The organism is Alcaligenes sp., from assembly GCF_050255915.1.
Classification (GTDB): Bacteria; Pseudomonadota; Gammaproteobacteria; order Burkholderiales; family Burkholderiaceae_B; genus Alcaligenes; species Alcaligenes aquatilis.
The window spans coordinates 159,255-183,338 of record NZ_JBFWIQ010000009.1; the positions used below are offsets into that span (position 1 = coordinate 159,255).

A 24,084-nucleotide genomic window follows, 5' to 3' on the forward strand; every position below is an offset into this window, starting at 1 on the left:
CACTATTCTCCTTAACCTACACTGCCTTCCAAGCTGACGCCGAGCAAATTCTGTGCTTCGACCGCAAACTCCATGGGCAATTCTTTAATCACTTCTTTACAAAAGCCGTTCACGATCATGGAGACGGCGTCTTCGGCAGTCAGGCCGCGCTGCATGGCATAAAAGAGCTGGTCCTCGCCAATGCGCGAAGCCGTTGCTTCGTGTTCCACACTGGCGCTGGGGTTCTGCACTTCCATGGTTGGGAAGGTATGTGCAGCACAGCGCTTACCAATCAGCAGCGAATCACACTGGGTGTAATTGCGGGCGTTTTCTGCCTTGGGAGTAATACGAACCAGGCCGCGATAGGTATTGATACCTTGGCCCGCCGAAATCCCCTTGGAGATAATCGTGCTACGGGTATTGCGACCCATATGAATCATCTTGGTGCCAGTATCGGCTTGTTGGCGATGGTTGCTCAGGGCGACCGAATAAAACTCGCCTTGAGAGTCATCACCACGCAAGACCACGCTGGGGTATTTCCAGGTAATGGCCGAGCCGGTTTCAACCTGCGTCCAGGAGATGTGCGAGCGTGCGCCACGGCATTCGCCACGCTTGGTGACGAAGTTATAAATACCGCCTACGCCGTCCTTATCACCGGGGTACCAGTTTTGTACGGTGGAGTACTTGATCTTGGCGTCGTCCAAGGCGACCAGCTCCACGACCGCTGCGTGCAATTGGTTTTCATCACGCATCGGCGCCGTACAGCCTTCCAGATAGCTGACCGAAGCCCCCTCTTCCGCGATGATCAGGGTGCGCTCGAACTGACCGGTATCGCGCGCATTAATACGGAAGTAGGTGGACAGCTCCATGGGGCAACGTACGCCTTTGGGGATGTACACAAAGGAACCATCGGAAAACACCGCCGAGTTCAGAGCGGCGTAGAAGTTATCGCTAGGAGGGACTACCGTACCCAGGTATTTCTGTACCAACTCCGGGTACTCACGCACGGCCTCGGAAAAGGAACAGAAGATCACACCGACTTCTTCCAGCTCTTTACGGAAAGTGGTAGCAACCGAGACGGAATCAAACACGGCGTCCACGGCCACACCGGCCAGACGAGCGCGTTCGTGCAAAGGCACACCCAGTTTTTCATAGGTGCGCAACAACTCAGGATCCACCTCGTCCAGGCTCTTGGGGCCGTCGGCCTTGCTCTTGGGCGCGGAGTAATAGCTGATGTCCTGAAAATCGATCGGTGGATATTCCACAATCGACCACTTGGGGTATTTCATGGTCAGCCACTGGCGGTAGGCAGCCAAGCGCCATTCCAGCATGAACTCCGGCTCGCGTTTTTTCGCGGACAGGAAACGGATGACGTCTTCGTTCAGACCTTTCGGTATGGTTTCAGACTCGATGTCGGTGACAAAGCCTGCCTCGTAATCACGATCGAGGAAGGTGTCCAGATGTTCGTTGACGGTACTCATTCGGTTAACTCCACGTTGGAGGTGCTCGCCTTGTTTCTGTTTTTCAATTCGGGACCCGGCTTGTGTGTCAGGGGAAATTCATTAACGGGCACACGTATCATGTCTGCAACACTGACCTCTTCCAAGGTGCGACGGACAATATCGTTGATACGCTGCCAATTACTGCGTATATGGCAATCTGACTCCACGGAACAGGCTCCAAGAGTGGCAACACATTCAGTCAAGCCAAAGGGTTGATCTTCCAGTGCATCAATAATCTGCGCTACACTTATCTGTTTGGCGGGGCGGCCCAATACATACCCTCCGCGTGCGCCTCGGCTACTGATCACCAGCTCGTGCTGGCCCAGCAGTTTAAGCACCTTGCTGACAGTTGGTTGGCCCAAACCCAGGATGGCGGCCAAGTCAGACGCACTGAACACACGGTCTGGATCGCCAGCCATGTGTGTCAGCACTAAAGTGCCGTAATCAATGATTTTACTGATTCGCAGCATTCCTTCTCTCTGAACAGGTCGTAGAACTATATAGTACTGCTTTGGTACTATATGGTCAAATTATCCCTGCAGACTTTGCTGGATATTCCACATACGGGCATAGGTGCCATCCAGGGCTAAAAGTTCGCTGTGTGTGCCCTGCTCCACGATCTGCCCACGCTCCAGAACCAGAATCAAATCCGCGTCTGTAATCGTGGACAGACGGTGGGCAATGATCAAGGTCGTGCGCTCGCGTGCAATCTCGTTCAACTCCGCCTGAATCGCCCGTTCCGTGCGGGTATCCAGCGCACTGGTGGCCTCATCCAGAATCAGCACCGGCGGATTCTTCAGCAAGGTGCGAGCAATGGCCACCCGCTGTTTTTCGCCCCCGGACAACTTCAAGCCACGTTCGCCCACAACCGTGTCATAACCATCGGGCAGGCTTTCGATGAAGTCGTGGATACTGGCGGCGCGGGCCGCGGCCACGATTTGCTCTGTGCTGGCGTCAGGACGGCCATAAGCAATATTGTGCAAAATCGTATCGTTGAACAGGACCGTGTCCTGGGGAACGATACCGATATGACGGCGCAAGCTGTCCTGCGTCCACTCATGCAGCTCACGACCATTAAACAGGATTCGGCCTTCCGTCACATCGTAGAAACGGAACAGCAAGCGCGACAAAGTGGACTTACCGGCGCCCGAAGACCCAACTACCGCAACGGTCTTGCCTGCGGGGATCTCGAAACTCAGGTTCTGGATGACCTTGCGGCGGCTGTCATAGGCGAAGCTGACGTTCTCAAAACGCACGCCCGCCTGCTCACAGGACAAGACCTGAGCATTCGGCGCATCTTTCACTTCCTGCTTGCGACGCAGCAAGGAGAACAGGCGCTCCATATCGGCCAGGGAATTCTTGATCTCGCGGTAAACAAAGCCCAGAAAGTTCAAAGGCGCATAAAGCTGAGTCAGGAAGGCGGACACCAGCACAACGTCACCGACCGTCATGGTTCCGGCCAGCACCCCTTGCGCCGACATGAACAGCAAGGCTGTCACCCCAACACTGATAATCGAGGCCTGACCGATATTGAGCAGATTCAGCGATACCTGATTGCGCACGGCAGCATGAACCCACTGGCCCATATTCTGGTCGTAGCGATTGATCTCGTAGTCCTCGTTACCGAAGTATTTGACTGTCTCATAATTGAGCAAGGCGTCAATTGCGCGCGAATTGGCACGACTATCCAAGTCATTCATGGCGCGCCGATAACGCATGCGCCGCTCTGTCACCAGCAAGGTAAACACAATATAGGCAGCAATCGTCCCCAAGGTCACCGCCGCAAAGACCCAGTCGTAACGCCAAAGCAAGATCCCACAGACCAGAGCAATTTCCAGTAAGGTCGGCAAAATATTGAAGACCAGGAAATTCAGCAAAAAGCTGACGCCTTTGGTGCCCCGTTCAATGTCCCGGCTCAAACCACCCGTTTGACGTTCGGTATGAAAGCGCAAGGACAGATCGAGCAAATGGCGAAAAACGTGGTTCGCAATCAGGCGCACCGAACCTTGCGTGACTCGCGCAAACAAGGCATCCCGTATTTCACCCAAAGCGCTGGAGGCCAGACGCACAGCACCATATCCCAACAACGCGGCTACCGGCAGCATCAGCGCGGTCGCAGGTAGACTCAAGGCATCGATCACCCGCTTTAGGTAAATCGGCATCATCACCGTAGCGACTTTCGCCAGCAGCAAACAGGACAAGGCCAAGACCACACGAGTCTTGAATCGCCAAACGTAAGGAAATAAGGATTTCAGGGTGCTCAGACCACCGGAGACACCATCAAGCACTTCAGGACGAGGAGGCACACGCAACAGGCCCGAGTCCACCAGCACAAGGCCGAAGAACCGCAGACAGCTTAAAAATAAGTTACAGCACAACGCTGAAATCAAGGCGGGACAAGCAAACGATACTTTCCACTGGCAGGCAGGCTCCTGCTATGCCCTTGATACGAATACAGAAAAGAGGCCCGCTACCTGACTAATCACCAACAACAACCAGGCAGCACCTAGCCAAGCAGTATAGCCTTTTACACTCGCCACCCCTGCCAAGACCCTGCCGTCGGCGTGCTTGTTGGGCTGATTATTGGTCTGCACACCACAGTAGCGGCAGCAAAGGCGTCAGCCATCAAGCCTCCAGTGCTGCAGATGGGGAAATTCACGTCCTGCCACTGCAAAGAAAATGCTGGCAATCCAGCACTTTGTTACCTTCAAGCCCTCAGCGAAAGGCATACAATACCTGCTTGTCTGAAACAGGCGCAAACAAAACAAAAACAGCGTCTGATAGCGGACATATGGCTCTTGAATCCCTTTACCGTGCAAAACCCATCCATGCCGTCTTCTTCTTTTTCGTATTCTTCTTCCCTGGATCAGCTAGCCGCACAAGACAGCCAGGCGCTGGATGTGCTGTACAGCCAGGAAGCGCCCTTGATGCTGGCCTTAGGCCAGGCCGTATTGGGCCGCCGTATTGATGCCGAAGAAGTTCTGCGCGATAGCTTTGTCTTGTTGTGGAAGAATGCCGCCGGCTATGACCCAGACCTGGGCGAAGGACGCGCCTGGATTTACAGCATTCTGCGCTTCAGGCTGCTGGCTCGACTGCGTCAACGCACGCAAAGCGGCGACAACCATTACGCCCTGCCCGCCATCAAGCCACAAGCTGGACAACGTTTTATCCCTGCCATGGGCAAGCTCGATGGCACCAGTCAACGTGCCATGATCCATGCTTACCTGCACGGCAACAGTTACGAACAACTGGGCCCTCAACTGAACCGCTCTCCCGCCCAATTACGCGCGGTGGTCCAACATGGCTTGCAGCAGCTCACTCCCCTGATCAATGAAGGCAATATCAACGACCCACGTCACGCCGTGATGATTGGCGAGTACACCCTGGGTCTGCTCAGCCAACATGAGCTGGTTCAAGCCCATAGCCTGATGCAGCAAAATGATCAGGCCGCGCGTCTGGCATTGGCTTGGGAACATGCCTGGCTGGAACTGGTGGACTGCCTGCCCCCAACATTGCCCGCGCCCACTAGCCTGGCCCATATCCACCACACCTTGGGCTTGCCACCACCTGCTGCACGTCACCAGGCTGGCAACACAGCCACTGGCGCTGACGAATCATCCAAGCCGGACAGCGCCAACAACGCCAGTGCAAGCACTCCAGCCATCAAGTCGGAACGTCAGGAACCCGGCATAAAGACCGGCGCGGCTCAAACGCAAACTGCCACTCGCACTGAACCTCGCTGGTCAGACAACAACACTAACCCGAGCAGCAAGGCAGACGATCACACGCCGCCCTTCCCCACCTTGCTACGCGCCGACTCTGACCCAGCCACAAAAGCCGCTACTGCCGCACCCGATCCAGCGCCGACAGGTGCGCCCCCAGTGGCAGAGAAGAAAAAGTCTGCGAAAAGCGAACCTGAATCTGTGGCGATAGAGCAGAAACGCAGACCCGAACCCGTTGAAGGCGAACGCAAGTCCCTTGGCTTTGCCATGCCCATGCCAATTTTGCTAGGTGGCTTGGCGGCTATCGTGATTCTGGGCCTGGTCATTGCCTTGCTCATGAACCTGAACTCCGAGCCCCCCATCAACGTTATTGAGATGAAGCCGCGTCAAGCTGCCATTTTGCAGGCCCCCGGCCAATCCTCGACCCCGGCCTGGATTGCTACGGTGGATCCACAAGGCAATGTCTTGCTAGTGCCCAAGGTCAACACCGAAGTCAACGCCACGCAGTCGGTACAACTGTGGACACACACGCCGCGTGGCACGCAAATCCGTTCTTTGGGCTTGATTGATCCCAATCGCCCCATCACGGTACCCGCTGCTTTGATTGGCACCGTAGAAGACGAGCAGATTTTTGAAATGACGCTGGAGGCAAAAGGCGGCTCCAATAGCGGTGCACCAGAAGGCCCCGTTCTGTATATTGGCCGCATCGTCAGCTTTGGACAGCTGGATAATCTGCCCCAGGCCAATACGGAAGCTAACTCGTCGGCAACCCGCTCTTAAAAGCAGCATCCAGCCGTTCCAGCTCGTCGATTTCCTCGACCGTGAAGCCCGCCTCCAGGCGGGCTTGGCGATTAAAGGGACCGCGCAAACGTGGCGCGCGATAGCGCTGTGCCAACTGACCATAGGTATCAAAGTCAGGTAAACCTTGCTCTTGGCAGACTTTGCGATACCAGTAATTGCCCAACGCGACATGCCCAACCTCATCACGCAAAATGAGGGCGATAATCGCAGCCGCTTTTTCATCTCCGGCATCCAGTAACTTACGATGCACCAGGGGGCAAGCATCCAGCCCCCGCGCTTCCAGGGTGCGCGGCACTAAGGCCAAACGCGCCAACAGATCAAAGCGCGTTCGCTCAGCCATCTCCCACAGCCCGTCATGGACGGGCAAGTCCCCATAGCAGACACCGAGTGTTTGAAGATGATTGCTTAGCAGCTCAAAATGCAGTGCTTCCTCCACCGCCACCTGCAACCAGCCCGCATAAAACGAGTCCGGCAAACCTGGATAACGCCACAACACGTCCAGAGCCAGATTGATGGCATTGAACTCAATATGAGCCAGAGAATGCAATAAGGCAGCGCGACCCTGAACAGTCCGCACGGAACGCTTGGGAACCTGTTGAGGGCTGACAAAACACAAACCCTGGGGCCGTCCTGGCACACCTGCCGGCTCGTCCAGATGTTCGTCTGCCCCTACGGGCAAACCATGAGCAATTGCCCTTACCGCTGCCAACTTGCCAACGGGATCTTGCACTAACAAAGCCTTTAAAGCCTGACTACGTAAGTTCACTGCGTGTTCCTTCCATGAAAAAGGCCGGCTCCAAGGCCGACCTTCTTTCCTGCTGAGCAATTCCGAATTACTGGGCCGAGCCCGGATCGGTCATTGCCAAGGCTTGATCCAACATTGTCTGGATCTGGCCAAGATTAGTGCGCAAAGCCTGCATCTCCTGGCCAGTCAGTCGCACAGCCGCTTCCTGATCAAAAGGCATATCTGGGCCATCGCCCAAGCGATTGCGCGCCCCGCTGATCGTAAAGCCTTCTTCGTACAGCAAGCCGCGAATCCGGCGTATCAGCAGCACCTCGTGGTGCTGGTAATAGCGTCGGTTACCGCGTCGCTTGACGGGCTTTAACTGCGTGAATTCCTGCTCCCAATAACGCAGGACATGGGGCTTGACCAAGCAAAGCTCACTGACTTCACCGATTGTGAAATAACGCTTGGCAGGGATAGGTGGCAAGGTCGCCGTCTTTTCGTTTGTGCTCATGGCCACTGATGCTGATCGACAATAAGAATGATTTTACACGTTCAGTCAGGCAAAACTGTACGCAAACGTACCAGGGCTCAGTCCTGGTCATCCTCGGGTGCCACGGGCGCCCCTTCGACTACACTTTTGAGCTTCTGACTGGCATGGAAAGTCACCACTCGGCGGGCCGAGATAGGGATCACTTCGCCAGTCTTGGGGTTACGGCCAGGACGCGGGGGTTTGTCCCGCACCTGGAAATTACCAAAACCGGACAGCTTGACCTCCACACCGTCGGCCAAAGAGTCGCGAATCTCGGCAAAGAAAGTATCCACAATATCTTTGGCTTCACGTTTATTCAAGCCAACGCGCTCAAACAAGAGTTCGGCCAAATCCGCCTTGGTCAAAGTACGCTCTACGTTCATTGTGTCTCCTTATGCCCTTGCCCGAGCGCCATGCACGGATACCAGTGCCGTCAACAATACCTCCAGGCATTGCTCGACACGCTCATCATCCAGCGTGCTTGCGCTGTCTTGCAACCAGAAGCGAATCGCCAGACTCTTTTCCGATGCATCGTTCTTGTCGCGCCAAACGTCAAACAATTGAATGTCCTTGACGATGGCGGCGGCCGCTGCCGTGCTGCGCACCTGGTTCAACGTATCCAGCACAGCTTGATAGGATACGTCTTTATCCAGCCAAACCGCCAGATCTCGTTGCACCACGGGCTGCTTGGATACTTCCTTGGCATGCACCACTTCGTCGTGAGAGATGGCATCGACATCCACCTCAAAGACCACGGGAGCCTGGCTCAGGCCAAATTCATTTAACCATTGGGGATGGATTTCACCAATCCAGCCTATGGTTTTACCATCCAGCTTCACACTGGCGCTACGGCCTGGATGCAAGGCGGGGTGAGCTTCAGGCTCGAAACGGACTTGAGCGGCACGTTGGCCCAATAAGGTTTCCAGATCGCGCTTAACGTCAAAGAAGTCAACCGGACGATCAGGCTGGCCCCACTGCTCGGTCACGACAGGGCCCCAGGCAGCGGCCGCAATGCGATTGGGCTGATGGATACCGGCCACGGTCAAAGGACCATTTTCCTGGGAAGCATCGCGCATGAAAACGCGGCCGAACTCGAACACACGCACACGCGACTGACGACGGTTGGCATTGCGTTCGATATTGGCCAGCAGCCCAGGAATCAGGCTGGTACGCATCACCGCCAATTGGCTGGCAATGGGGTTCAGCAAACGGATAGGATCAGCCTGCCCGTTAATGTCTTTTTCCCAGGACTCTTGCACAAAAGAGAAGTTGATGACTTCCTGGTAGTCCTGAGCAGCCAGCACAGCGCGCAAGGCGTGCGGGCCACGCAAGGACTCAGCCGGCACACGCATTTGCGCGGCAGCAACTGGAGGCAGATCAGGAATATTTTCAAAACCGTAAATACGGGCGACTTCCTCGATCAGGTCCTCTTCGATCGTCAAGTCGAAACGGAAGCTGGGAGGGTTGACCGTAAAGACACCGTCAGCCACCGAGAACTCCAGGCCCAGCAAGGTGAAGATGCTCTCAACCTGCTTTTGTTCCAGAGGAATACCCAGAACACGGCGGCAGCGATCCAGGCGCATGGCAACGGGCTTGCGCTCGGGCAAGGCTACAACCTGATCATCCATAGGACCGGCCTGGCCACCACAGATTTCCAGGATCAGCGCTGTGGTGCGCTCCAGATGCTGAGTAATGGAGTCGAAGTCCACACCACGCTCGAAGCGGTGGCTGGCATCGGAAGAAAACTTGTAGCGACGAGCACGGCCCATGATGGCTTCTGGCCACCAGAAAGCGCCTTCCAGATACACGTCAGTGGTATCCAGCGTGACAGCACTTTGCTCGCCACCCATGATACCGGCCATGCTTTGCGGGACATCGTTAACCGCGATCACGCCAACATCGGTATCCAGCTCGACGTTCAAACCGCTCAACAGCTCCAACTGTTCGCCTTTACGTGCCCAACGCACTTCCAGACCGGCTTGTACACGCTGCAAATCGAACACGTGCGTAGGACGGCCCAGTTCCAGCATGACGTAATTGGAGATGTCCACCAACGCGGAGATCGAACGCTGGCCACTACGCTCCAGACGGGTTTTCATCCAGTCCGGGGTTTGGGCGCGCGCATTGACGCCACGAATCACACGGCCGGCAAAACGGCCGCACAGATCGGCGTCTTTCACGGTAACGGAAACGCGATCTTCAATCGTGACAGGAACAGGTGTGAAGTCTGGCAGAGTCAGTGGTTCGCCCGTCAGAGCGGCCACTTCACGCGCCACGCCCAGCACGGACAGACAGTCTGCACGGTTAGGCGTCAATTTCAATTCGATAATCTGGTCGTCCAGATCCAGCAGTTCGCGCAGGCTCTGGCCCACGGGTGCGTCTGCATCCAGTACCAGCAAACCATCGTGATCTTGCGACAGACCCAGCTCGCGACCCGAGCACAACATGCCGGCGGATTCCACGCCACGCATTTTGACCGGGCCAATTTTCATGCCACCGGGCAGTTCCGCACCCACACGGGCCACTGGAATCTTGATGCCTTGAGCCGCATTGGGCGCACCGCACACAATCTGCAGCAGCTTGCCCGAGCCGTCATCGACCTGGCAGACGCGCAGGCGGTCAGCGTCAGGATGAGGGGCAATCTCGGCAATAAAGCCGACGACAACATTCTCGAACGCTGGCGCGGCGGCTTGAATTTCTTCAACCTCCAAGCCAGCCATCGTCAGTTGATGACCCAGTTCTTCAGTTCCCAGTTTGGGATTCACAAAGCGGCGCAGCCACGATTCGGAAAATAACATGATGCAAAGATGGAGACGTAAAACGGCGTATACCGGAACCGACCGGGCCTAAGAGGCCCAGCGGCGCGAAGTAGGAATCAACGATTGAACTGCTTCAGAAAGCGCAGATCGCCTTCAAAGAACTGGCGCAAATCGTTAACACCATAGCGCAACATAGTCAGGCGCTCCAGTCCGGAACCAAAGGCGAAACCGATGTAACGCTCTGGGTCCAAACCGAAATTGCGCACCACTTGCGGGTGAACCTGCCCGGAACCGGAGATTTCCAGCCAACGGCCCTTGTTGGGGCCGGAGGAGAACATCATGTCAATCTCGGCAGATGGCTCGGTAAAGGGGAAGAAAGAAGGTCGAAAACGCACGACCAGATCATCGCTTTCAAAGAAAGCACGCAGAAAATTCGTGTAAACGCCTTTCAGGTCGGCAAAGGAAATATCCTCGGCAATCCACAGCCCTTCCACCTGATGGAACATGGGCGAGTGGGTGGCATCACTATCGACTCGATAGGTGCGGCCGGGAGCAATCACTTTAATTGGCGCCTGATTCATGCGGGCATAGCGCACTTGCATGGGGCTGGTGTGTGTACGCAGCAAATAAGGCAAACCTTGCTCGTCGTTCATATCGATATAGAACGTGTCCTGCATCGAGCGGGCCGGGTGATTCTCTGGATTGTTCAGAGCGGTAAAGTTTGTCCAGTCATTCTCGATCTCGGGGCCGTCAGCCACATCAAAACCGATAGAGCGGAAAATGGCTTCGACACGCTGCCAGGTCTGGATCACCGGATGGATACCACCGGTACCACGGCCCCGGCCGGGCAAAGTCACATCAATTTGTTCTTGAGCCAGTCGCTGGTTCAATTGTTCTGCCGCCAAGGCAGCACGACGATCGTTCAGCAAACCTTCAATTTCGCGCTTGAGCACGTTGATGCTGGCACCTGCTGCTTTTTTCTGCTCCGGCTCCATCTGGGCAAGGCCTTTCATCAAGGCCGTGATAGCACCTTGTTTGCCCAAAAACCGAGCTTTGGCGTTTTCCAGCGAGGCGGCGTCCTGAGACTGCTCAAATAAGGCCCGAGCCTGGGCAATCAGATCGTCGTGAGAGGAAGTCATGGCGTGTTACTTTCCAAAAACAAACGGAGCCCCAAAGGCCCCGTTTGTGAACTATACAGTCAGATACCGCTTAAGCAGCCAGAGCGTTCTTAGCCTGTGCAACAACAGCAGCAAAACCTGCCTTGTCTTTAACAGCCAAGTCAGCCAGAACCTTACGGTCCAAAGCGATAGAGGCTTTGTTCAGGCCGGCGATAAACTGGCTGTAGCTCATGTCCAGTTCGCGGCAGGCTGCATTGATACGAGTAATCCACAGCGAGCGGAATACGCGTTTTTTGTTACGGCGGTCACGGTAGGCGTACTGACCTGCCTTCATGACAGCCTGTTTGGCTATACGGAATACATTACCGCGACGGCCGCGAAAACCTTTGGCCTGGGCAATTACTTTTTTGTGGCGTGCGCGTGCGTTAACACCGCGTTTTACTCGTGACATGTGTGATTCCCCCTAATTAAGCGAAAGGCATCATTGCTTTTACGGAAGCGACGTCGGCTTTATGAACCTCGACGGCACCGCGCAACTGACGTTTGTTCTTGGTCGTCTTCTTGGTCAGAATGTGACGCTTGAACGCTTGGCCCCGCTTGATGGAACCGCTACCACGAACCACAAAGCGCTTGGAAGCGCTTTTTTTGGTTTTCATTTTAGGCATGAAATTACTCGACTAATTTGTGTCTGCGGGTGGTCGCCTAGGAAGCTGGCGGACACTTGTATGACCCACAACAGGCACTTATTTTTTTCTTTGCCCGCTGCCAGAAACAGATCCAAACAGGGGAAAAGCCCTTGATTATAGAGTGATTCTTGGGAAATTGTCCAGATATCAGGGGGATTTTTTATAGTAGAACCCTTGCTATCTGACCATCAAGGAAAGCAAGGAACAGTGTCTCTTCTTAGGGCGCGGTACCACACAGCATCCGGGCGATCGTGTGGGACGACCTCGTTCATAGACTGTGCCTGTCACTTATTTTCGGAACACCCATCACCCCAAACCATCTTTAAACACGAAAAAATAGCGCACAGGCTACAAATCAATTAAATACAAAACATCATCAGATAGAGATTAAAAGCAGGGTATTCAGCGCATGAAAAAGGCAGAAAAAAACTCAAATAAGACCATCGAGCAGATTCCAAAACATAATCACACCGCCTCCTGATCACTCATATATTCGATCATTTTTTTTGGAAAAAACCCATAAAATAAATTCAATTAATAAAAAAAAAAGAAATATAAAATAAAAAACAAAACAAAACAAAACAAATAGGAATAGGAATACACGCAAGAAGTGAAGTTTTTCTATAAAAGCGATTTTTCAGATAAAAACTAAAAAAGACTTTTGCCGCAGCAGCAGGCCCTGCTGTCTTGCATACGGAGTGGCACCATGAACCCACTTATTGATCACAAAGAAGTAGTGACATGGATTGACGCGCTGAACACTCCCAAGCCGCCGTACCCGCGCAGCCCTGCCTACAACAACAAGCGACGACAATGCAGATGGTGCCGTCGTCGCTCTAGGCTGCGATGCTTACTTTGTCAGCGGTCTGATTTACCTCCAAACCAAGCTGGAAATCAGCAACGCTCTATTTGAAAAGATACTCACCCTCAAAGAGGGTATCGATGGTGCCCACGTATTTTATTTAAAATTCCACACCCTTGAATCGAATTAAGAAAAAGCCCGAAAAAACGCCAGCGATAAACCAGAAGAGGAAAACACTCATACTAATATCTTACTGGTAGCGAAAAATTCCGCGACAGCCTCTTCCTTGTCCTCTGGCGCAGCGCACGGCTTTATCCATAACTTGCAAATCTAAAACCCTAGGCGCTTTGGACCTGAGCCTGAGCGAAGTGCAAAGACCATATGCCTTAAACGTTACCTCCTCTTTCAAGCGGCTGATCCGCCCTTGTGGGCCTGTGTGAGTTACGGCAAATCAGGACGAAATTGCAAAGCCTCTGCAATATGGTGACGGACAATTTGATCCATCCCTGCCAAATCTGCAATCGTTCGCGCCACACGCAGCACTCTCCCCTGCACTCTTTCCGACCAATGCCAACGTTTACGTGCGCTAAGCAATAAGTGCACCGCATCCTCAGACAAAACCGCATACTCTCTGAGATTGGCAACCGATAAATGGGCGTTACTGCTTCCCTGGCGAGCAAGTTGCCTATCCAGGGCTTCTTGCACCCGCTTTCGTACGTGACTGGATGACTGTGCGGCCTGATCACGTTCCGGATCAGACTCACTCATCGTCACCAACAGGTCAATTCTGTCCAGCATGGGTCCAGACAAACGTTGCCTGTAGAGTTCTCGCTGAGCCAAAGAGCAGCGACAAGCCCGATGTTGACTCGCCGCCCATCCACAAGGACACGGGTTCATAGCAGCCACAAATTGAAATTGAGCCGGAAAGACAGCCTGCTTCTGCGCACGAGAGATACGCACACAACCTTGCTCCAAGGGCTCGCGCAAGGCCTCCAGAGAACGTCGACTGAACTCAGGCAGCTCATCAAGAAACAGCACGCCGTGATGAGCCAAGGACACCTCTCCTGGCCTGGGCCGGCTACCACCGCCAATCAAGGCGGGAGTGGAAACGCTGTGATGGGGGGCGCGAAATGGGGGGCGCCTGCTAAAAAAATCCTGTTCTTGCACAAAGGAATACAAGGCGGCCACTTCCAGTTGTGCGTATCGATCCAAATCCGGCAATAGGCCGGGCAATCGTTGGGCCAACATCGTCTTACCCACTCCCGGTGAGCCGTTTAGCAGAAGGCTATGCCCACCCGCCGCGGCCACCTCCAACGCACGGCAAGCCAAAGACTGTCCCAGCACGTCCGATAAACAAAACTGTTGATCCGTATTCTGCTCCGGCCAAGGCTGAGCTACCGTCTGTTCCAGCTCGGTATCGCCACGTAGATAGGCTGCGGCCTCAGCCAAACTGGCCACACCACGCACCTGTAAATCCGGCACATATGCAGCAATTTCAGCACTTTGCGCGGGCAGCAACAGACAAAGTCCCGAATGCCGACGCGCCATGCCCAAAGCTATCGTCAAGGCGCTTTGAACAGGGACCACAGCGCCGGTTAACGACAGCTCCCCAGCCATCACATAACGATCCAAACCGGTAATTGCCTGCTCGCGCTCTTTATCATCCGGACGACTAAGCTGGCCGCTGGCTAATAAAATCGCCAAAGCCACTGGCAAATCGAAGCGTCCCGAATCTTTGGGCAGATCCGCAGGAGCCAGATTGATCGTCAACCGGGCGGCGGGGAAGTCAAAACCACTGGCGTGCAAGGCCGCTCGTATGCGCTCGCGACTTTCACGAATACCGGCATCGGGCAAACCCACAATATGGAAAGCGGGCAAACCCGGCGCGACATGCGCCTCAACGCGTACATCGATGAAATCCAGGCCCGACAAGGCACAACTGTTCAGCACGGCCAAGGACATATGCCCTTCTCCCTTTCCAAGGCAAATAGTCAGTCTGCCTGCCAGGGAAAAGAAGCTCCAGATACCTGCCTTAAAACATCACTGCGTACTTGTACGGCCTGCAGGTCTTACTGAACCTGCACACCCATGGAGCTGACCAACTGGACGGCCTGTTCGACGGACAAGCACGCGCCTTGGAAAGAGTTATTCAAGTCGTACAAGCTAATGCTACCCAACTCTACACTGCGCAGGTCCGTCCCTTTGAAGTTCACCCCTCGCAGACTGGCGCCCCGCAAGCTGCCACCTTCAAATACCGCATCCTGAAAATCACAGCCGCCCAAGTCGGCATCAGAGAAATCCAGTTGCACCAGGGTCTGTTTGCGGAAATTAATGGCCCGCAAAGTCGCCCCTACCAGCTTGCATTCACGCAGACTCAAATCCAGACCACGGGTTTCATTGAAGATGGCCCCACTTAGTTTGGAGTCCTCGATCTGCAACGAAGCAATCTGGGCACGCACCCACTTGCTCAAGTGCAGATCACACACCCGAAAGTGTGCCGAGCTTAAATCAGCCAGACTGAAATCCACTTGCCCCAGCTTGCAGCGTTGCCAGACTGTGTCTTGCAGATGCGCCCGTATAAAGCGGGTATCCAGAAAACTGCAAGCGGAAAACTGCAAGCCCTCCAGTTCCAGACCCGATAGATCCTGGCCATCAAAGGTACAGTTTTCAAAGCTTAAAGACTCATGGGAGGCGGCCAAAAGATCAATCAATTCATCTCTTGTAATCTGGACATTACTGACTAGCATGCTGCTTTCTCTTCAAAAAAACAGAGCCAGCATTGCTGAGCTGGCTCCTTCATTATCTGCTTCTAATGATCCGACTGTGATCAGAGCAAAACTTAACGGCCATTGGGCAGAACCAATCGTGACAAGCGCCAGGCAATGATCAAGCCCAAAACGGCAAAACTAACCGTCGCCACCCAAGCCCACTGCCATCCGCCCAACGCATGCACAACCGAAGCCACAACAGGTGGCCCTACAAACTGCCCCAGTGAAGAACATTGCTGCACCCAGCCCACGGAGGTTGAGGTGGTCTCTGGCGACGGCGCTGCCGTAACCGACAGAAAAAACAAGGTAGCAGGAATCAAACCGCCCACAATCGAAAACAGCAGAATGGCGACAAATTGAACCACCAGACTTTGTGTCAGTCCGAAGGCAAGAACTGCACACGCAATCATGCCCAGATAGCCGGCTTGCAGCAGTCGATGAGGCGGGATACCCGCATGCAGGCAACGCCCTGCTCCCAGATTACCCACGACATTCCCGGCCGCAATCAAGGCCGTCAGCAAACCAGCCGTGCCAACCGCTATCTCTGCCTGATTATAAATAGTGGGCATAAAACCCACGACCGCCGCCCATTGTGCCGCGTAAACGCCAAAGGCCAAGGCCAGCAACCAAACCCGGCCCGAGCTTAAGGTCGTGCGCAACAGGCTCGACCAGTGATAAGCGGATACATCCTGCGTCGCACGCTTGGTTTGAGTTTGAGAATCCGGCGGCACCAGAAGAAAGGTCAAAACCATGAAGATGGCCGTCAATACGCCCAGAACTACCCAAAGCGTACGCCAGGAGCCTACTGCCAACCAGGCAGCGCCAGCCCACAGCATCAAGACCGCTCCGGCAGGCATATAACAGCCCCACAATCCCATGACCCGGCTCAAACGTGCGGCATCGGTAATACGTTTGATCAAGGCAGGAATGGGCAGCACTACCATCAAGAAGCCACACCCCTCTATCATGCGGCCCAATAAAACCAGCGAACTATGCTCAAACAGAGAACCAATCAGCGAAGCCAGGCTCAAAATGCCCAGCCCCGTCAGAATGCAGCGGCGCAAGCCGATTTTCTCGGAAATCAGTCCTATACCTAGCCCCAGCAACATGCCGGCCATTTGCACGCTCGCCAGCAAAAAACCCGACTGCACCAGGTCCATGCCCAACTCCCGCTGCATAAAAGGCAAAGCCGGGGGTACTTTCCACACATGCAGTGCGGCGCACACCCCGGTCAACACAAGAAAAACAGCAATAAGCAAGGGGCTGGCCGAATGTTTGCCCCTACCCCCAGGCCTGGTAACAGTATTCAAATGAAGTTATCAGCCTTGGCTGCCCTCTTGAGCAGGAGCATCACCTTCCTGAGGAACAGGAGTTTGGCGCCCTTCCAAGGCTTGCAAACGTGTTTCCAAAGCAGCCACACGAGCCAGCGCACGCTCCAGCATCAACTGGTAAGTATCGAACTCTTCACGGGTGACCAAGTCCATACGGTTGAAGGCCTGTCCCATAAAGGCTTTTACATTGCGCTCAATATCGGCAGCCGGACTTTTGGCGATCAGCTCCGAAACATTTTTTTGTAGATCTTCCAGCCACTCGCTACGATTAATCATGGTCCTCTCCTGAAAATATTGACACTATCAGCAGTATAGAAAAAGCGGGTGCCAAAGGCACCCGCTTTTTTCATCTGGCCAGACAAGCTGCCCAATTATTCAAGCCTTAAGGTTTGGCTTGTTCTGAAGGAACGGAAGATGGTGAAGAGTCAACACCATTACCCAGTTTGTCCTGAATAGCTTTATCAGCTTTGGCTGCGCCTTCTTTAATCGCATCACCAGTACGGCTGGCAGCTTCAGCCATAGCGTCCTTGGCTTCGTCTGCTTTTTCAGCGATTTTATCGCCGGCAGCCTTGGCATCTTCCTTCAAGGAGTTAGCATTTTCCTTGGCGTTTTCTTTCTGTTCCTCTGCTTCTTTTTTGACGTCTTCAGCAACTTTAGCGGCGTCCTGCTTCAACTCTTCCGTTTTTTGCTCCATGGATTTGTCAGCTTCGGGAGCAGGTGCAGTGGAAGGCGCCGTCGATTGTGGCGCAGCGACAGGAGCCGGTGGCGCGCTCGAAGCGGCTTTATCGTCCTCTTTGGAACACGCAGCCAAAAGAGTCATCGAAGCAGCAGCGGCCATGACAGCAAAATGAGCACGAGTCAGTTTCATAAGATTTCCTTTCTACTATTCCAAGGTCGCTAGATAGAATGGGCCGATGCCTGGTGCGACTTCCGGCTCGGCCTTGGGTTTGTTACAACTCCCCTAAGAGCCATTCTATCGGTGCCAGGCATACAGACCAATCTATTAGTGTAAATCCTGATTTCAAATATTCTGACGATATCGCTCAAGGTTTGTGACAAACCCTTTAACAACAAGTACCTAGCCTGAAACCCGGATACGAGACCCTGTTACAAACAGAATCCCTCATCGGGTTACAGCCGGGGTTTGTTACATATTTGCCAAATTAAATTGATCTATTTTCAACCACTTAGGCGGCTAATGTCGCTAAATCGATGCGCTCGGCCCGGTTCAAGGCACTGGCAACCTTGACGCGCAAGGCATTGGAATGCGAAAGACGCACTTCCTTTTTCACATCCAGCAATTGCTGCGGATGCATGGAGAATTCTTTTAGGCCCAGCCCCAGCAACATGCGAGTGACCGAGGCATCCCCTGCCATTTCCCCGCAAATCGCCACAGGTTTACCTGCTCGGTCAGCCGCATTGATGGTATGCGCAATCAATCGCAAGACAGCGGGATGCATGGGGTCGTACAGGCTGGCCACTTCTGCATCTCCCCGGTCTACCGCCAGAACGTATTGAATCAGGTCATTCGTTCCGATGGACAGAAAATCCAGTTCCTGCACAAAGGGCTCAATAGCAATAGCGATGGCTGGCACCTCTACCATGGCGCCCAATAAATAATTTCGAGCAAAAGGCGTGCCGGATTTCTCCAGCTCCCGCGCCGCCGACTCGATAGCCTGGCGGCTTGCATGGACCTCGTTCATGGAGGAAATCATGGGGATAAGAATACGGATTTGCCCGTACTGACTGGCTCGCAGCAAGGCACGCAGCTGCGTGGCAAACATTTCAGGCTTGTCCAGACAATAGCGAATTGCGCGTAAGCCCAGCGCGGGGTTGGTTGCTACCGTTGCGTCACCATCCAAAGTCTTGTCAGCACCAATATCCAGTGTGCGAATAGTGACGACCTTGCCTTTCATTGCCTTGACAACACGAGAATACGCCTCGTATTGCTCTTGCTCAGAAGGCAGATCCGCGCGCCCCATAAACAAAAACTCGCTGCGAAACAGGCCAATACCATCGGCGCCCGCCTTCAAGGCAAGCTCGGCTTCTTCAGGAAGCTCAATATTGGCCTCCAGACGAACATGGATGCCATCCAAGGTCATCGCAGGCGCATCCAGCAATGCCTCCAGCTCGGCCCGTTCACGACGATAGGCCTGCTGACGCTCCCGGTATTCAGCCAGCACCGGTTCAGACGGATTCACTATCACCGCGCCGGAGAAACCATCCACAATCAAATAATCGCCATCGCGAATCAGACTGCGGAAACTTCCCAGGCCCACTACGGCAGGAACACTCAAACTGCGGGCCACAATCGCTGTATGCGAGGTTGGCCCCCCCAAGTCGGTCAAAAAGCCAGCAAAATGACCACCACGCAAGCGGAGCATATCCGCTGGGGAAATATCTCGAGCGACCACAATCAGCGGTTCTTCCTGAGCCGCAGAAAAACCCGGCAACAAGGCTGGCTTGCCTGCCAGAACTCGTAATACCCGCTCGATAACCTGGCGCACATCAGCACCACGTTCGCGCAGGTATTCGTCTTCCATTTGGGAGAACTGCTCAACCAACATCTGACCTTGCGAAGTCAAGGCCCACTCTGCGTTGTAGTGCCGCTCGGCAATGATGGCGCAGGTTTGCTGCGTCAACATGGGATCGTCCAGCAGCAGGCTGTGCACAGTCAATATGGGAGCCAGCTCGCGCGGGGCATCCACAGGCAACTGATCAACCATAGTGCGAAGCTCATCGCGAGTACTGGCCATGGCGCTTAACAGGCGCTGGCTTTCAGAATCAACGTCTTCGGCTGCAATCCGATAATGAGGAACTTCCAGTGCTGCTGCGCTCATCACCACGGCTTTGGCAATGGCGTACCCCTTACCGACTGCTTGACCTTGAGCGGTAAACATCGAAGGCAAATCAGGTGCCGGGGTACGAGCTGCTGCACTATTCATGAATGGATTGCTTCCCTATTCGTTTTCACCAAACTTGGCATCAAACAACGCTTGAATATCATTGAGGGCCTGGTCGGCATCCTCGCCCTGAGCGTCGATAACCACGGTGACCCCCATTCCGGCGGCCAGCATCATGACACCCATAATACTTTTTGCATTCACGCGTTGAGATCCACGCGCGATAAAAATCTCACTACGATACCGGCCAGCCAACTGAGTAAGCTTGGCTGCTGCCCGAGCATGAAGACCTAATTTATTACTAATCGTGATGGATACGCTAGGCATAAGGGCAACTGAAAAATGAAAATGAACATTCAAATTAGCAATGGCAGTCTGCGTGAACAATGCCACGCAATGCGCCTGCCATGACATCCTGGGCGAACTGCTCAGGATTGTCACGTCGCTCGGTCAAGGCTTTCAACACCATACACATATTGGTGCCAGTCAATAAATAAGCGCCCTGCCCTTGATCTTGCAAAGCTTGCTGAACCCGCCGGGCCACATTAAAGGGTGTGGCACCGTACAGATCACACAGGATCAGCGTGGCCAATGCGTCCGGCGCTTGTGTGTGCAACCGCTCCAGCAAGCGATCTACCGCTGTATCGGTGCATTCGTCGGCCTGTATGTCAAAGACAAACAGATCGGGCTTTTCACCCAAGACGTGCTCGGCACAACTGGCAAACGCACTGGCCAGAGGCTCATGCATGATCAAGGCAAGGCGAATCACGCGCGTCCCGTCGCTTGTTCGACGGCCTGGGCAAAACGCTGCGCAACGTCAAAGCCTGTCTGGTCCGTGATTTCAACAAAACAGGTTGGGCTGGTCACGTTGATCTCCGTGACGTAGTCACCAATCACATCCAGACCGATCAGCAGCAAACCACGAGCGGCCAGTACAGGGCCCAGGGTACGAGCAATATGCCAGTCGTGTTCGGACAAAGCTTGGGCAACCCCTCGACCACCTGCAGCCAGGTTGCCGCGCGTCTCACCTGCCAAGGGGATACGTGCCAAGGCATAAGGCACCGGTTCACCATCGATAATCAGGATGCGTTTGTCACCCTTGACGATTTCCGGGATATAGCGCTGCGCCATAATGGTTTGCGTACCATTCGCCGTCAGCGTTTCCAGGATGGCGCCCAAATTGGGCTCTGGATCTTGCAGACGGAAAATACCCATGCCGCCCATACCATCCAGTGGTTTGACGATCACATCCTTATGCTCCTGGTGAAAGGCACGCAGGCGGGCCATGTCACGGGTGACCAAAGTGGGTGGGGTAAATTCTGGAAATTCGGTAATCGCGAGTTTTTCAGGGTGATTACGAATGGCTGCGCCCGAATTGAAGACCTTGGCCCCCTGCTCCTGCGCAAAGCTGAGCAAATGCGTGGAATAGGAATATTCCATATCGAAAGGCGGGTCTTTACGCATGATGACCGCATCAAAGGCATTCAACTCCTGCTCGGTCGCAGGTTCGGGGTGTGTCCACCACGAAGTCGCACGCAAATCGGCATCGGCAGCAATGCTTACAGCCTGACTACGTGTACGAACCCGGCTTTGGGAAATATACAAATCAGACTGCAATGTGACGCTGACGCGATGACCACGCGCCAAAAATGCACGCATCATGGCAACGGAGGAATCCTTGTAAGCCGACAGGCTGGGCAAAGGATCAATGATGAATAAAACGTGCATATCACACCTAGAGAAAAACGCCTTTGCAGCCGAGCTGCAAAGGCGATTGCGCTCGACTCACCACTTGGGAGTGAGTCGAGCGACGCATAATGCTCCTGGGCGGATCCAGGCAGCATCGTGCAAAAGTATCAGGACGCTTTCTTGCGAGGCGCCAAGACCATGACCATTTGACGGCCTTCCAACTTGGGCATTGCTTCAACCTGACAGATTTCGCTGACTTCGTCGCGAACCCGCTCCAGCACACGCATCCCCAATTCCTGGTGCGCCATCTCACGACCACGGAAACGCAAAGTCACCTTGACTTTATCGCCATCATCGATGAAACGCTTCACATTGCGCAGCTTGACCTGGTAGTCTCCTTCGTCCGTGCCGGGACGGAACTTGACTTCCTTGATCTGAATGACTTTCTGCTTGGCCTTGGCTTCTTGTTGGCGCTTCTGTTCCTGATAACGGAATTTGCCGTAATCCATCAGACGACAAACCGGTGGTGCAGCCGTAGGGGCAATTTCCACCAAGTCCACATCATGTTGTTCTGCCATTGCCAAGGCGTCAGGCACCTTGACGATACCTAGCTGCTCACCCTCGACTCCAATGAGTCGCACCTCTGGAATACGAATTTCACCATTGATGCGATGTTTTTTCTCGGTTGCGATGTCGAAAACTCCTAAAAATGTCGATAAAAACGATAGCGTTTCTGTTTTACTGACGGCTATCGATCTCTTGCTTCAATCGTGCTGAAAAATCGGCTATTGGCATGACGCCCAAGTCCACGCCACCACGCGCGCGTACGGCCACTGCGCCATTTTCACGCTCTTTTTCACCCACGACAAGAATATAGGGCACTTTTTGCATACTGTGCTCACGAATTTTACGAGTGATTTTTTCACCACGCAAATCAGAGGAAGCACGGAACCCCATTTTCTTCAGGTTTTGCGCTACGGACTGGGCGTAATCAGCTGAACCTTCAGAAATGCAGCATACCACCACATGCTCTGGAGCCAACCAGGCCGGCAAGGCACCAGCGTGGTTTTCAATCAGCATGCCGATAAAACGTTCGAAAGAACCCAAAATAGCACGGTGCAACATCACTGGCACGCGACGCTGATCCTGGGCATCCACATACTCGGCGCCCAAACGCGCTGGCATGGAGAAGTCCACCTGGATAGTGCCGCACTGCCAGTGACGGCCAATGGCATCTTTCAGTGTGTATTCAATCTTCGGACCATAGAAAGCGCCCTCGCCTTCAGAGATCTCGAACTCGCAACCAGTACGGCGCAAGCTTTCGATCAGGGCTTGTTCAGCCTTGTCCCAGACCGCATCGTCACCGATGCGCTTTTCAGGACGAGTGGCCACTTTATACAAAATCTCGGTAAAGCCGAAGTCCGCATACACGGCTTGCAACTGAGCCGTAAAAGCCGCGCACTCGTCTTGCAGCTGATCTTCGGTACAGAAAATGTGACCGTCATCTTGTGTAAAACCGCGCACACGCATCATGCCGTGCAAGGCACCCGAAGGTTCGTTGCGATGGCATTGACCGAACTCGCCGTAACGGATCGGCAGTTCACGGTAGGAATGCAAACCGGAGTTGAAGATTTGCACATGGCCGGGGCAGTTCATGGGTTTTAAGCCATACACACGATTTTCCGACTCGGTCGTGAACATGTTTTCAGCATAGTTGTCCCAGTGGCCCGTTTTCTTCCACAGCGACAAATCCAGAATTTGCGGCGCCTTCACTTCCTGATAGCCATTGTCCTGATAGACGCGGCGAATATATTGCTCGACCTGTTGCCAGATCACCCACCCCTTGGGGTGCCAGAAAATCAGACCGGGAGCTTCTTCCTGGAAGTGGAACAGATCCAGCTCACGGCCCAGTTTACGATGGTCGCGGCGCTCGGCCTCTTCAAGCATGGTCAGGTAAGCTTGCTGATCTTCCTTGGTCGCCCAGGCAGTGCCGTAAATGCGTTGCAGCATTTCGTTATTGCTGTCGCCACGCCAGTAAGCGCCGGCCACTTTCATAAGCTTGAACACTTTCAGCTTGCCAGTAGATGGCACATGAGGGCCACGGCACAAGTCGATAAAGTCGCCCTCGCGGTACAGGCTGATGGGCTCGTTGGACGGGATAGAGGCAATAATCTCTGCCTTGTAGTCCTCGCCAATACTCTTGAAAAACTCAACAGCATCATCACGCAGCCATTCTTCGCGAGTGACCACTTCGTCTTTCTTGGCCAATTCTGCCATTTTCTTCTCAATGGCTTCCAGATCCTCGGGCGTAAAAGCGCGCTTGTAGGAAAAGTCGTAGTAAAAGCCGTTGTCAATCACCGGGCCAATCGTGACCTGAGCATCCGGAAACAGACTCTTGACGGCATAAGCCAGCAAGTGGGCGGTGGAATGACGAATCAAATCCAGACCATCCGCATCTTTGGCAGTGATGATGGCCAAATGGCTGTCCTGGTCGATCACATACGAGGTGTCCACCAGACGCGACTCGGTACCTGGCGTGCCGACACGGCCTGCCAGGGCGGCACGGCCCAGGCCAGTACCAATCGAGTTCGCCACTTCGCTGACGGAAACCGGGCCCTGAAACTCTCGCTGGGAGCCATCGGGCAGTGTGATTCGGACCATAACACTTCCTGAAATAAAAAACGCGGCCTTGAAAAAGCCGCGCTTTTGAATTGAACGTTCTTGGAAAGCAAACGAAACGCTACGCGGCCACGGCTAGACTTGCCGAC

22 protein-coding genes are annotated in these 24,084 nt (G+C 54.0%); 1 reads left to right on the forward strand and 21 read right to left on the reverse strand.

What is annotated here, in order from left to right; translation table 11 throughout:
- Window positions 1-11 precede the first annotated feature (11 nt).
- From sufB to AB7E06_RS13115, 3 genes are read right to left on the reverse strand one after another with little or no spacing between them, the layout of a single operon-like run.
- Window positions 12-1,460, reverse strand: coding sequence for a Fe-S cluster assembly protein SufB (gene sufB / locus AB7E06_RS13105; protein ID WP_094196591.1), 1,449 nt, complete (start codon window positions 1,458-1,460; stop codon window positions 12-14).
- Window positions 1,457-1,951, reverse strand: a complete 495-nt coding sequence (locus tag AB7E06_RS13110) for an SUF system Fe-S cluster assembly regulator (protein ID WP_427957239.1) — start codon at window positions 1,949-1,951, stop codon at window positions 1,457-1,459. Before AB7E06_RS13110 ends, sufB begins: the two co-directional genes overlap by 4 nt.
- A 60-nt stretch (window positions 1,952-2,011) precedes the next feature.
- Entirely contained in the window at window positions 2,012-3,793 is a 1,782-nt protein-coding gene (locus tag AB7E06_RS13115; RefSeq protein WP_094198338.1) for an ABCB family ABC transporter ATP-binding protein/permease, read from the reverse strand.
- 486 nt (window positions 3,794-4,279) lie between these two features.
- Here AB7E06_RS13115 and AB7E06_RS13120 point away from each other — a divergent pair, with 486 nt between their 5' ends.
- Complete coding sequence (locus tag AB7E06_RS13120) at window positions 4,280-5,983, forward strand: anti-sigma factor domain-containing protein (RefSeq protein ID WP_234354416.1); 1,704 nt, start codon at window positions 4,280-4,282, stop codon at window positions 5,981-5,983.
- Here the strand turns inward: AB7E06_RS13120 and AB7E06_RS13125 are convergent.
- The 18 genes from AB7E06_RS13125 to thrS form a co-directional block, all read right to left on the reverse strand.
- Window positions 5,958-6,770 carry a ferritin-like domain-containing protein gene (locus tag AB7E06_RS13125; protein ID WP_094196588.1) on the reverse strand — a complete coding sequence of 271 codons (813 nt, stop codon included), beginning with the start codon at window positions 6,768-6,770 and terminating at the stop codon, window positions 5,958-5,960. The two genes, AB7E06_RS13120 and AB7E06_RS13125, sit on opposite strands and share 26 nt — an antisense overlap.
- Window positions 6,771-6,837: 67 nt before the next feature.
- Window positions 6,838-7,242, reverse strand: a complete 405-nt coding sequence (locus tag AB7E06_RS13130; RefSeq protein ID WP_094196587.1) for a MerR family transcriptional regulator — start codon at window positions 7,240-7,242, stop codon at window positions 6,838-6,840.
- Between the two features lie 77 nt (window positions 7,243-7,319).
- Complete coding sequence (locus tag AB7E06_RS13135; RefSeq protein ID WP_009454385.1) at window positions 7,320-7,643, reverse strand: integration host factor subunit alpha; 324 nt, start codon at window positions 7,641-7,643, stop codon at window positions 7,320-7,322.
- A 9-nt stretch (window positions 7,644-7,652) separates the two neighbouring features.
- Window positions 7,653-10,058, reverse strand: a complete 2,406-nt coding sequence (pheT, locus tag AB7E06_RS13140; RefSeq protein ID WP_094196586.1) for a phenylalanine--tRNA ligase subunit beta — start codon at window positions 10,056-10,058, stop codon at window positions 7,653-7,655.
- Window positions 10,059-10,135: 77 nt separating this feature from the next.
- Complete coding sequence (pheS, locus tag AB7E06_RS13145) at window positions 10,136-11,158, reverse strand: phenylalanine--tRNA ligase subunit alpha (RefSeq protein WP_094196585.1); 1,023 nt, start codon at window positions 11,156-11,158, stop codon at window positions 10,136-10,138.
- Window positions 11,159-11,228: 70 nt separating this feature from the next.
- Window positions 11,229-11,588, reverse strand: a complete 360-nt coding sequence (gene rplT / locus AB7E06_RS13150) for a 50S ribosomal protein L20 (RefSeq protein ID WP_009454390.1) — start codon at window positions 11,586-11,588, stop codon at window positions 11,229-11,231.
- A gap of 16 nt (window positions 11,589-11,604) precedes the next feature.
- Complete coding sequence (gene rpmI, locus AB7E06_RS13155) at window positions 11,605-11,802, reverse strand: 50S ribosomal protein L35 (RefSeq protein ID WP_003800367.1); 198 nt, start codon at window positions 11,800-11,802, stop codon at window positions 11,605-11,607.
- A 1,264-nt stretch (window positions 11,803-13,066) separates the two neighbouring features.
- Complete coding sequence (locus AB7E06_RS13160) at window positions 13,067-14,587, reverse strand: YifB family Mg chelatase-like AAA ATPase (protein WP_094196584.1); 1,521 nt, start codon at window positions 14,585-14,587, stop codon at window positions 13,067-13,069.
- A 107-nt stretch (window positions 14,588-14,694) separates the two neighbouring features.
- A complete protein-coding gene (locus AB7E06_RS13165; protein ID WP_234354415.1) occupies window positions 14,695-15,336 on the reverse strand; it encodes a pentapeptide repeat-containing protein in 642 nt (213 codons plus the stop codon).
- 128 nt (window positions 15,337-15,464) lie between these two features.
- Window positions 15,465-16,631, reverse strand: coding sequence for a CynX/NimT family MFS transporter (locus tag AB7E06_RS13170; protein ID WP_427957255.1), 1,167 nt, complete (start codon window positions 16,629-16,631; stop codon window positions 15,465-15,467).
- Window positions 16,632-16,712: 81 nt separating this feature from the next.
- Complete coding sequence (locus AB7E06_RS13175) at window positions 16,713-17,000, reverse strand: accessory factor UbiK family protein (protein WP_094196581.1); 288 nt, start codon at window positions 16,998-17,000, stop codon at window positions 16,713-16,715.
- Between the two features lie 106 nt (window positions 17,001-17,106).
- Window positions 17,107-17,592 carry a hypothetical protein gene (locus tag AB7E06_RS13180; RefSeq protein WP_094196580.1) on the reverse strand — a complete coding sequence of 162 codons (486 nt, stop codon included), beginning with the start codon at window positions 17,590-17,592 and terminating at the stop codon, window positions 17,107-17,109.
- A gap of 319 nt (window positions 17,593-17,911) precedes the next feature.
- Window positions 17,912-19,624 carry a phosphoenolpyruvate--protein phosphotransferase gene (gene ptsP, locus AB7E06_RS13185; protein WP_199827919.1) on the reverse strand — a complete coding sequence of 571 codons (1,713 nt, stop codon included), beginning with the start codon at window positions 19,622-19,624 and terminating at the stop codon, window positions 17,912-17,914.
- Window positions 19,625-19,684: 60 nt separating this feature from the next.
- Window positions 19,685-19,954, reverse strand: a complete 270-nt coding sequence (locus tag AB7E06_RS13190) for an HPr family phosphocarrier protein (protein WP_094196578.1) — start codon at window positions 19,952-19,954, stop codon at window positions 19,685-19,687.
- Window positions 19,955-19,988: 34 nt separating this feature from the next.
- The gene (locus tag AB7E06_RS13195; RefSeq protein ID WP_094196577.1) at window positions 19,989-20,396 is read right to left on the reverse strand and encodes a PTS sugar transporter subunit IIA; all 408 of its coding nucleotides are present in this window, start codon (window positions 20,394-20,396) and stop codon (window positions 19,989-19,991) included.
- Entirely contained in the window at window positions 20,393-21,355 is a 963-nt protein-coding gene (gene gshB / locus AB7E06_RS13200) for a glutathione synthase (RefSeq protein ID WP_094196576.1), read from the reverse strand. The genes AB7E06_RS13195 and gshB overlap by 4 nt, the downstream gene beginning before the upstream one ends.
- Before the next feature lie 128 nt (window positions 21,356-21,483).
- Complete coding sequence (gene infC / locus AB7E06_RS13205; protein ID WP_094196575.1) at window positions 21,484-22,008, reverse strand: translation initiation factor IF-3; 525 nt, start codon at window positions 22,006-22,008, stop codon at window positions 21,484-21,486.
- Between the two features lie 46 nt (window positions 22,009-22,054).
- Window positions 22,055-23,977: a threonine--tRNA ligase gene (thrS, locus tag AB7E06_RS13210; protein WP_094196574.1), complete on the reverse strand. Its 1,923-nt coding sequence runs from the start codon at window positions 23,975-23,977 to the stop codon at window positions 22,055-22,057.
- Window positions 23,978-24,084: the final 107 nt, after the last annotated feature.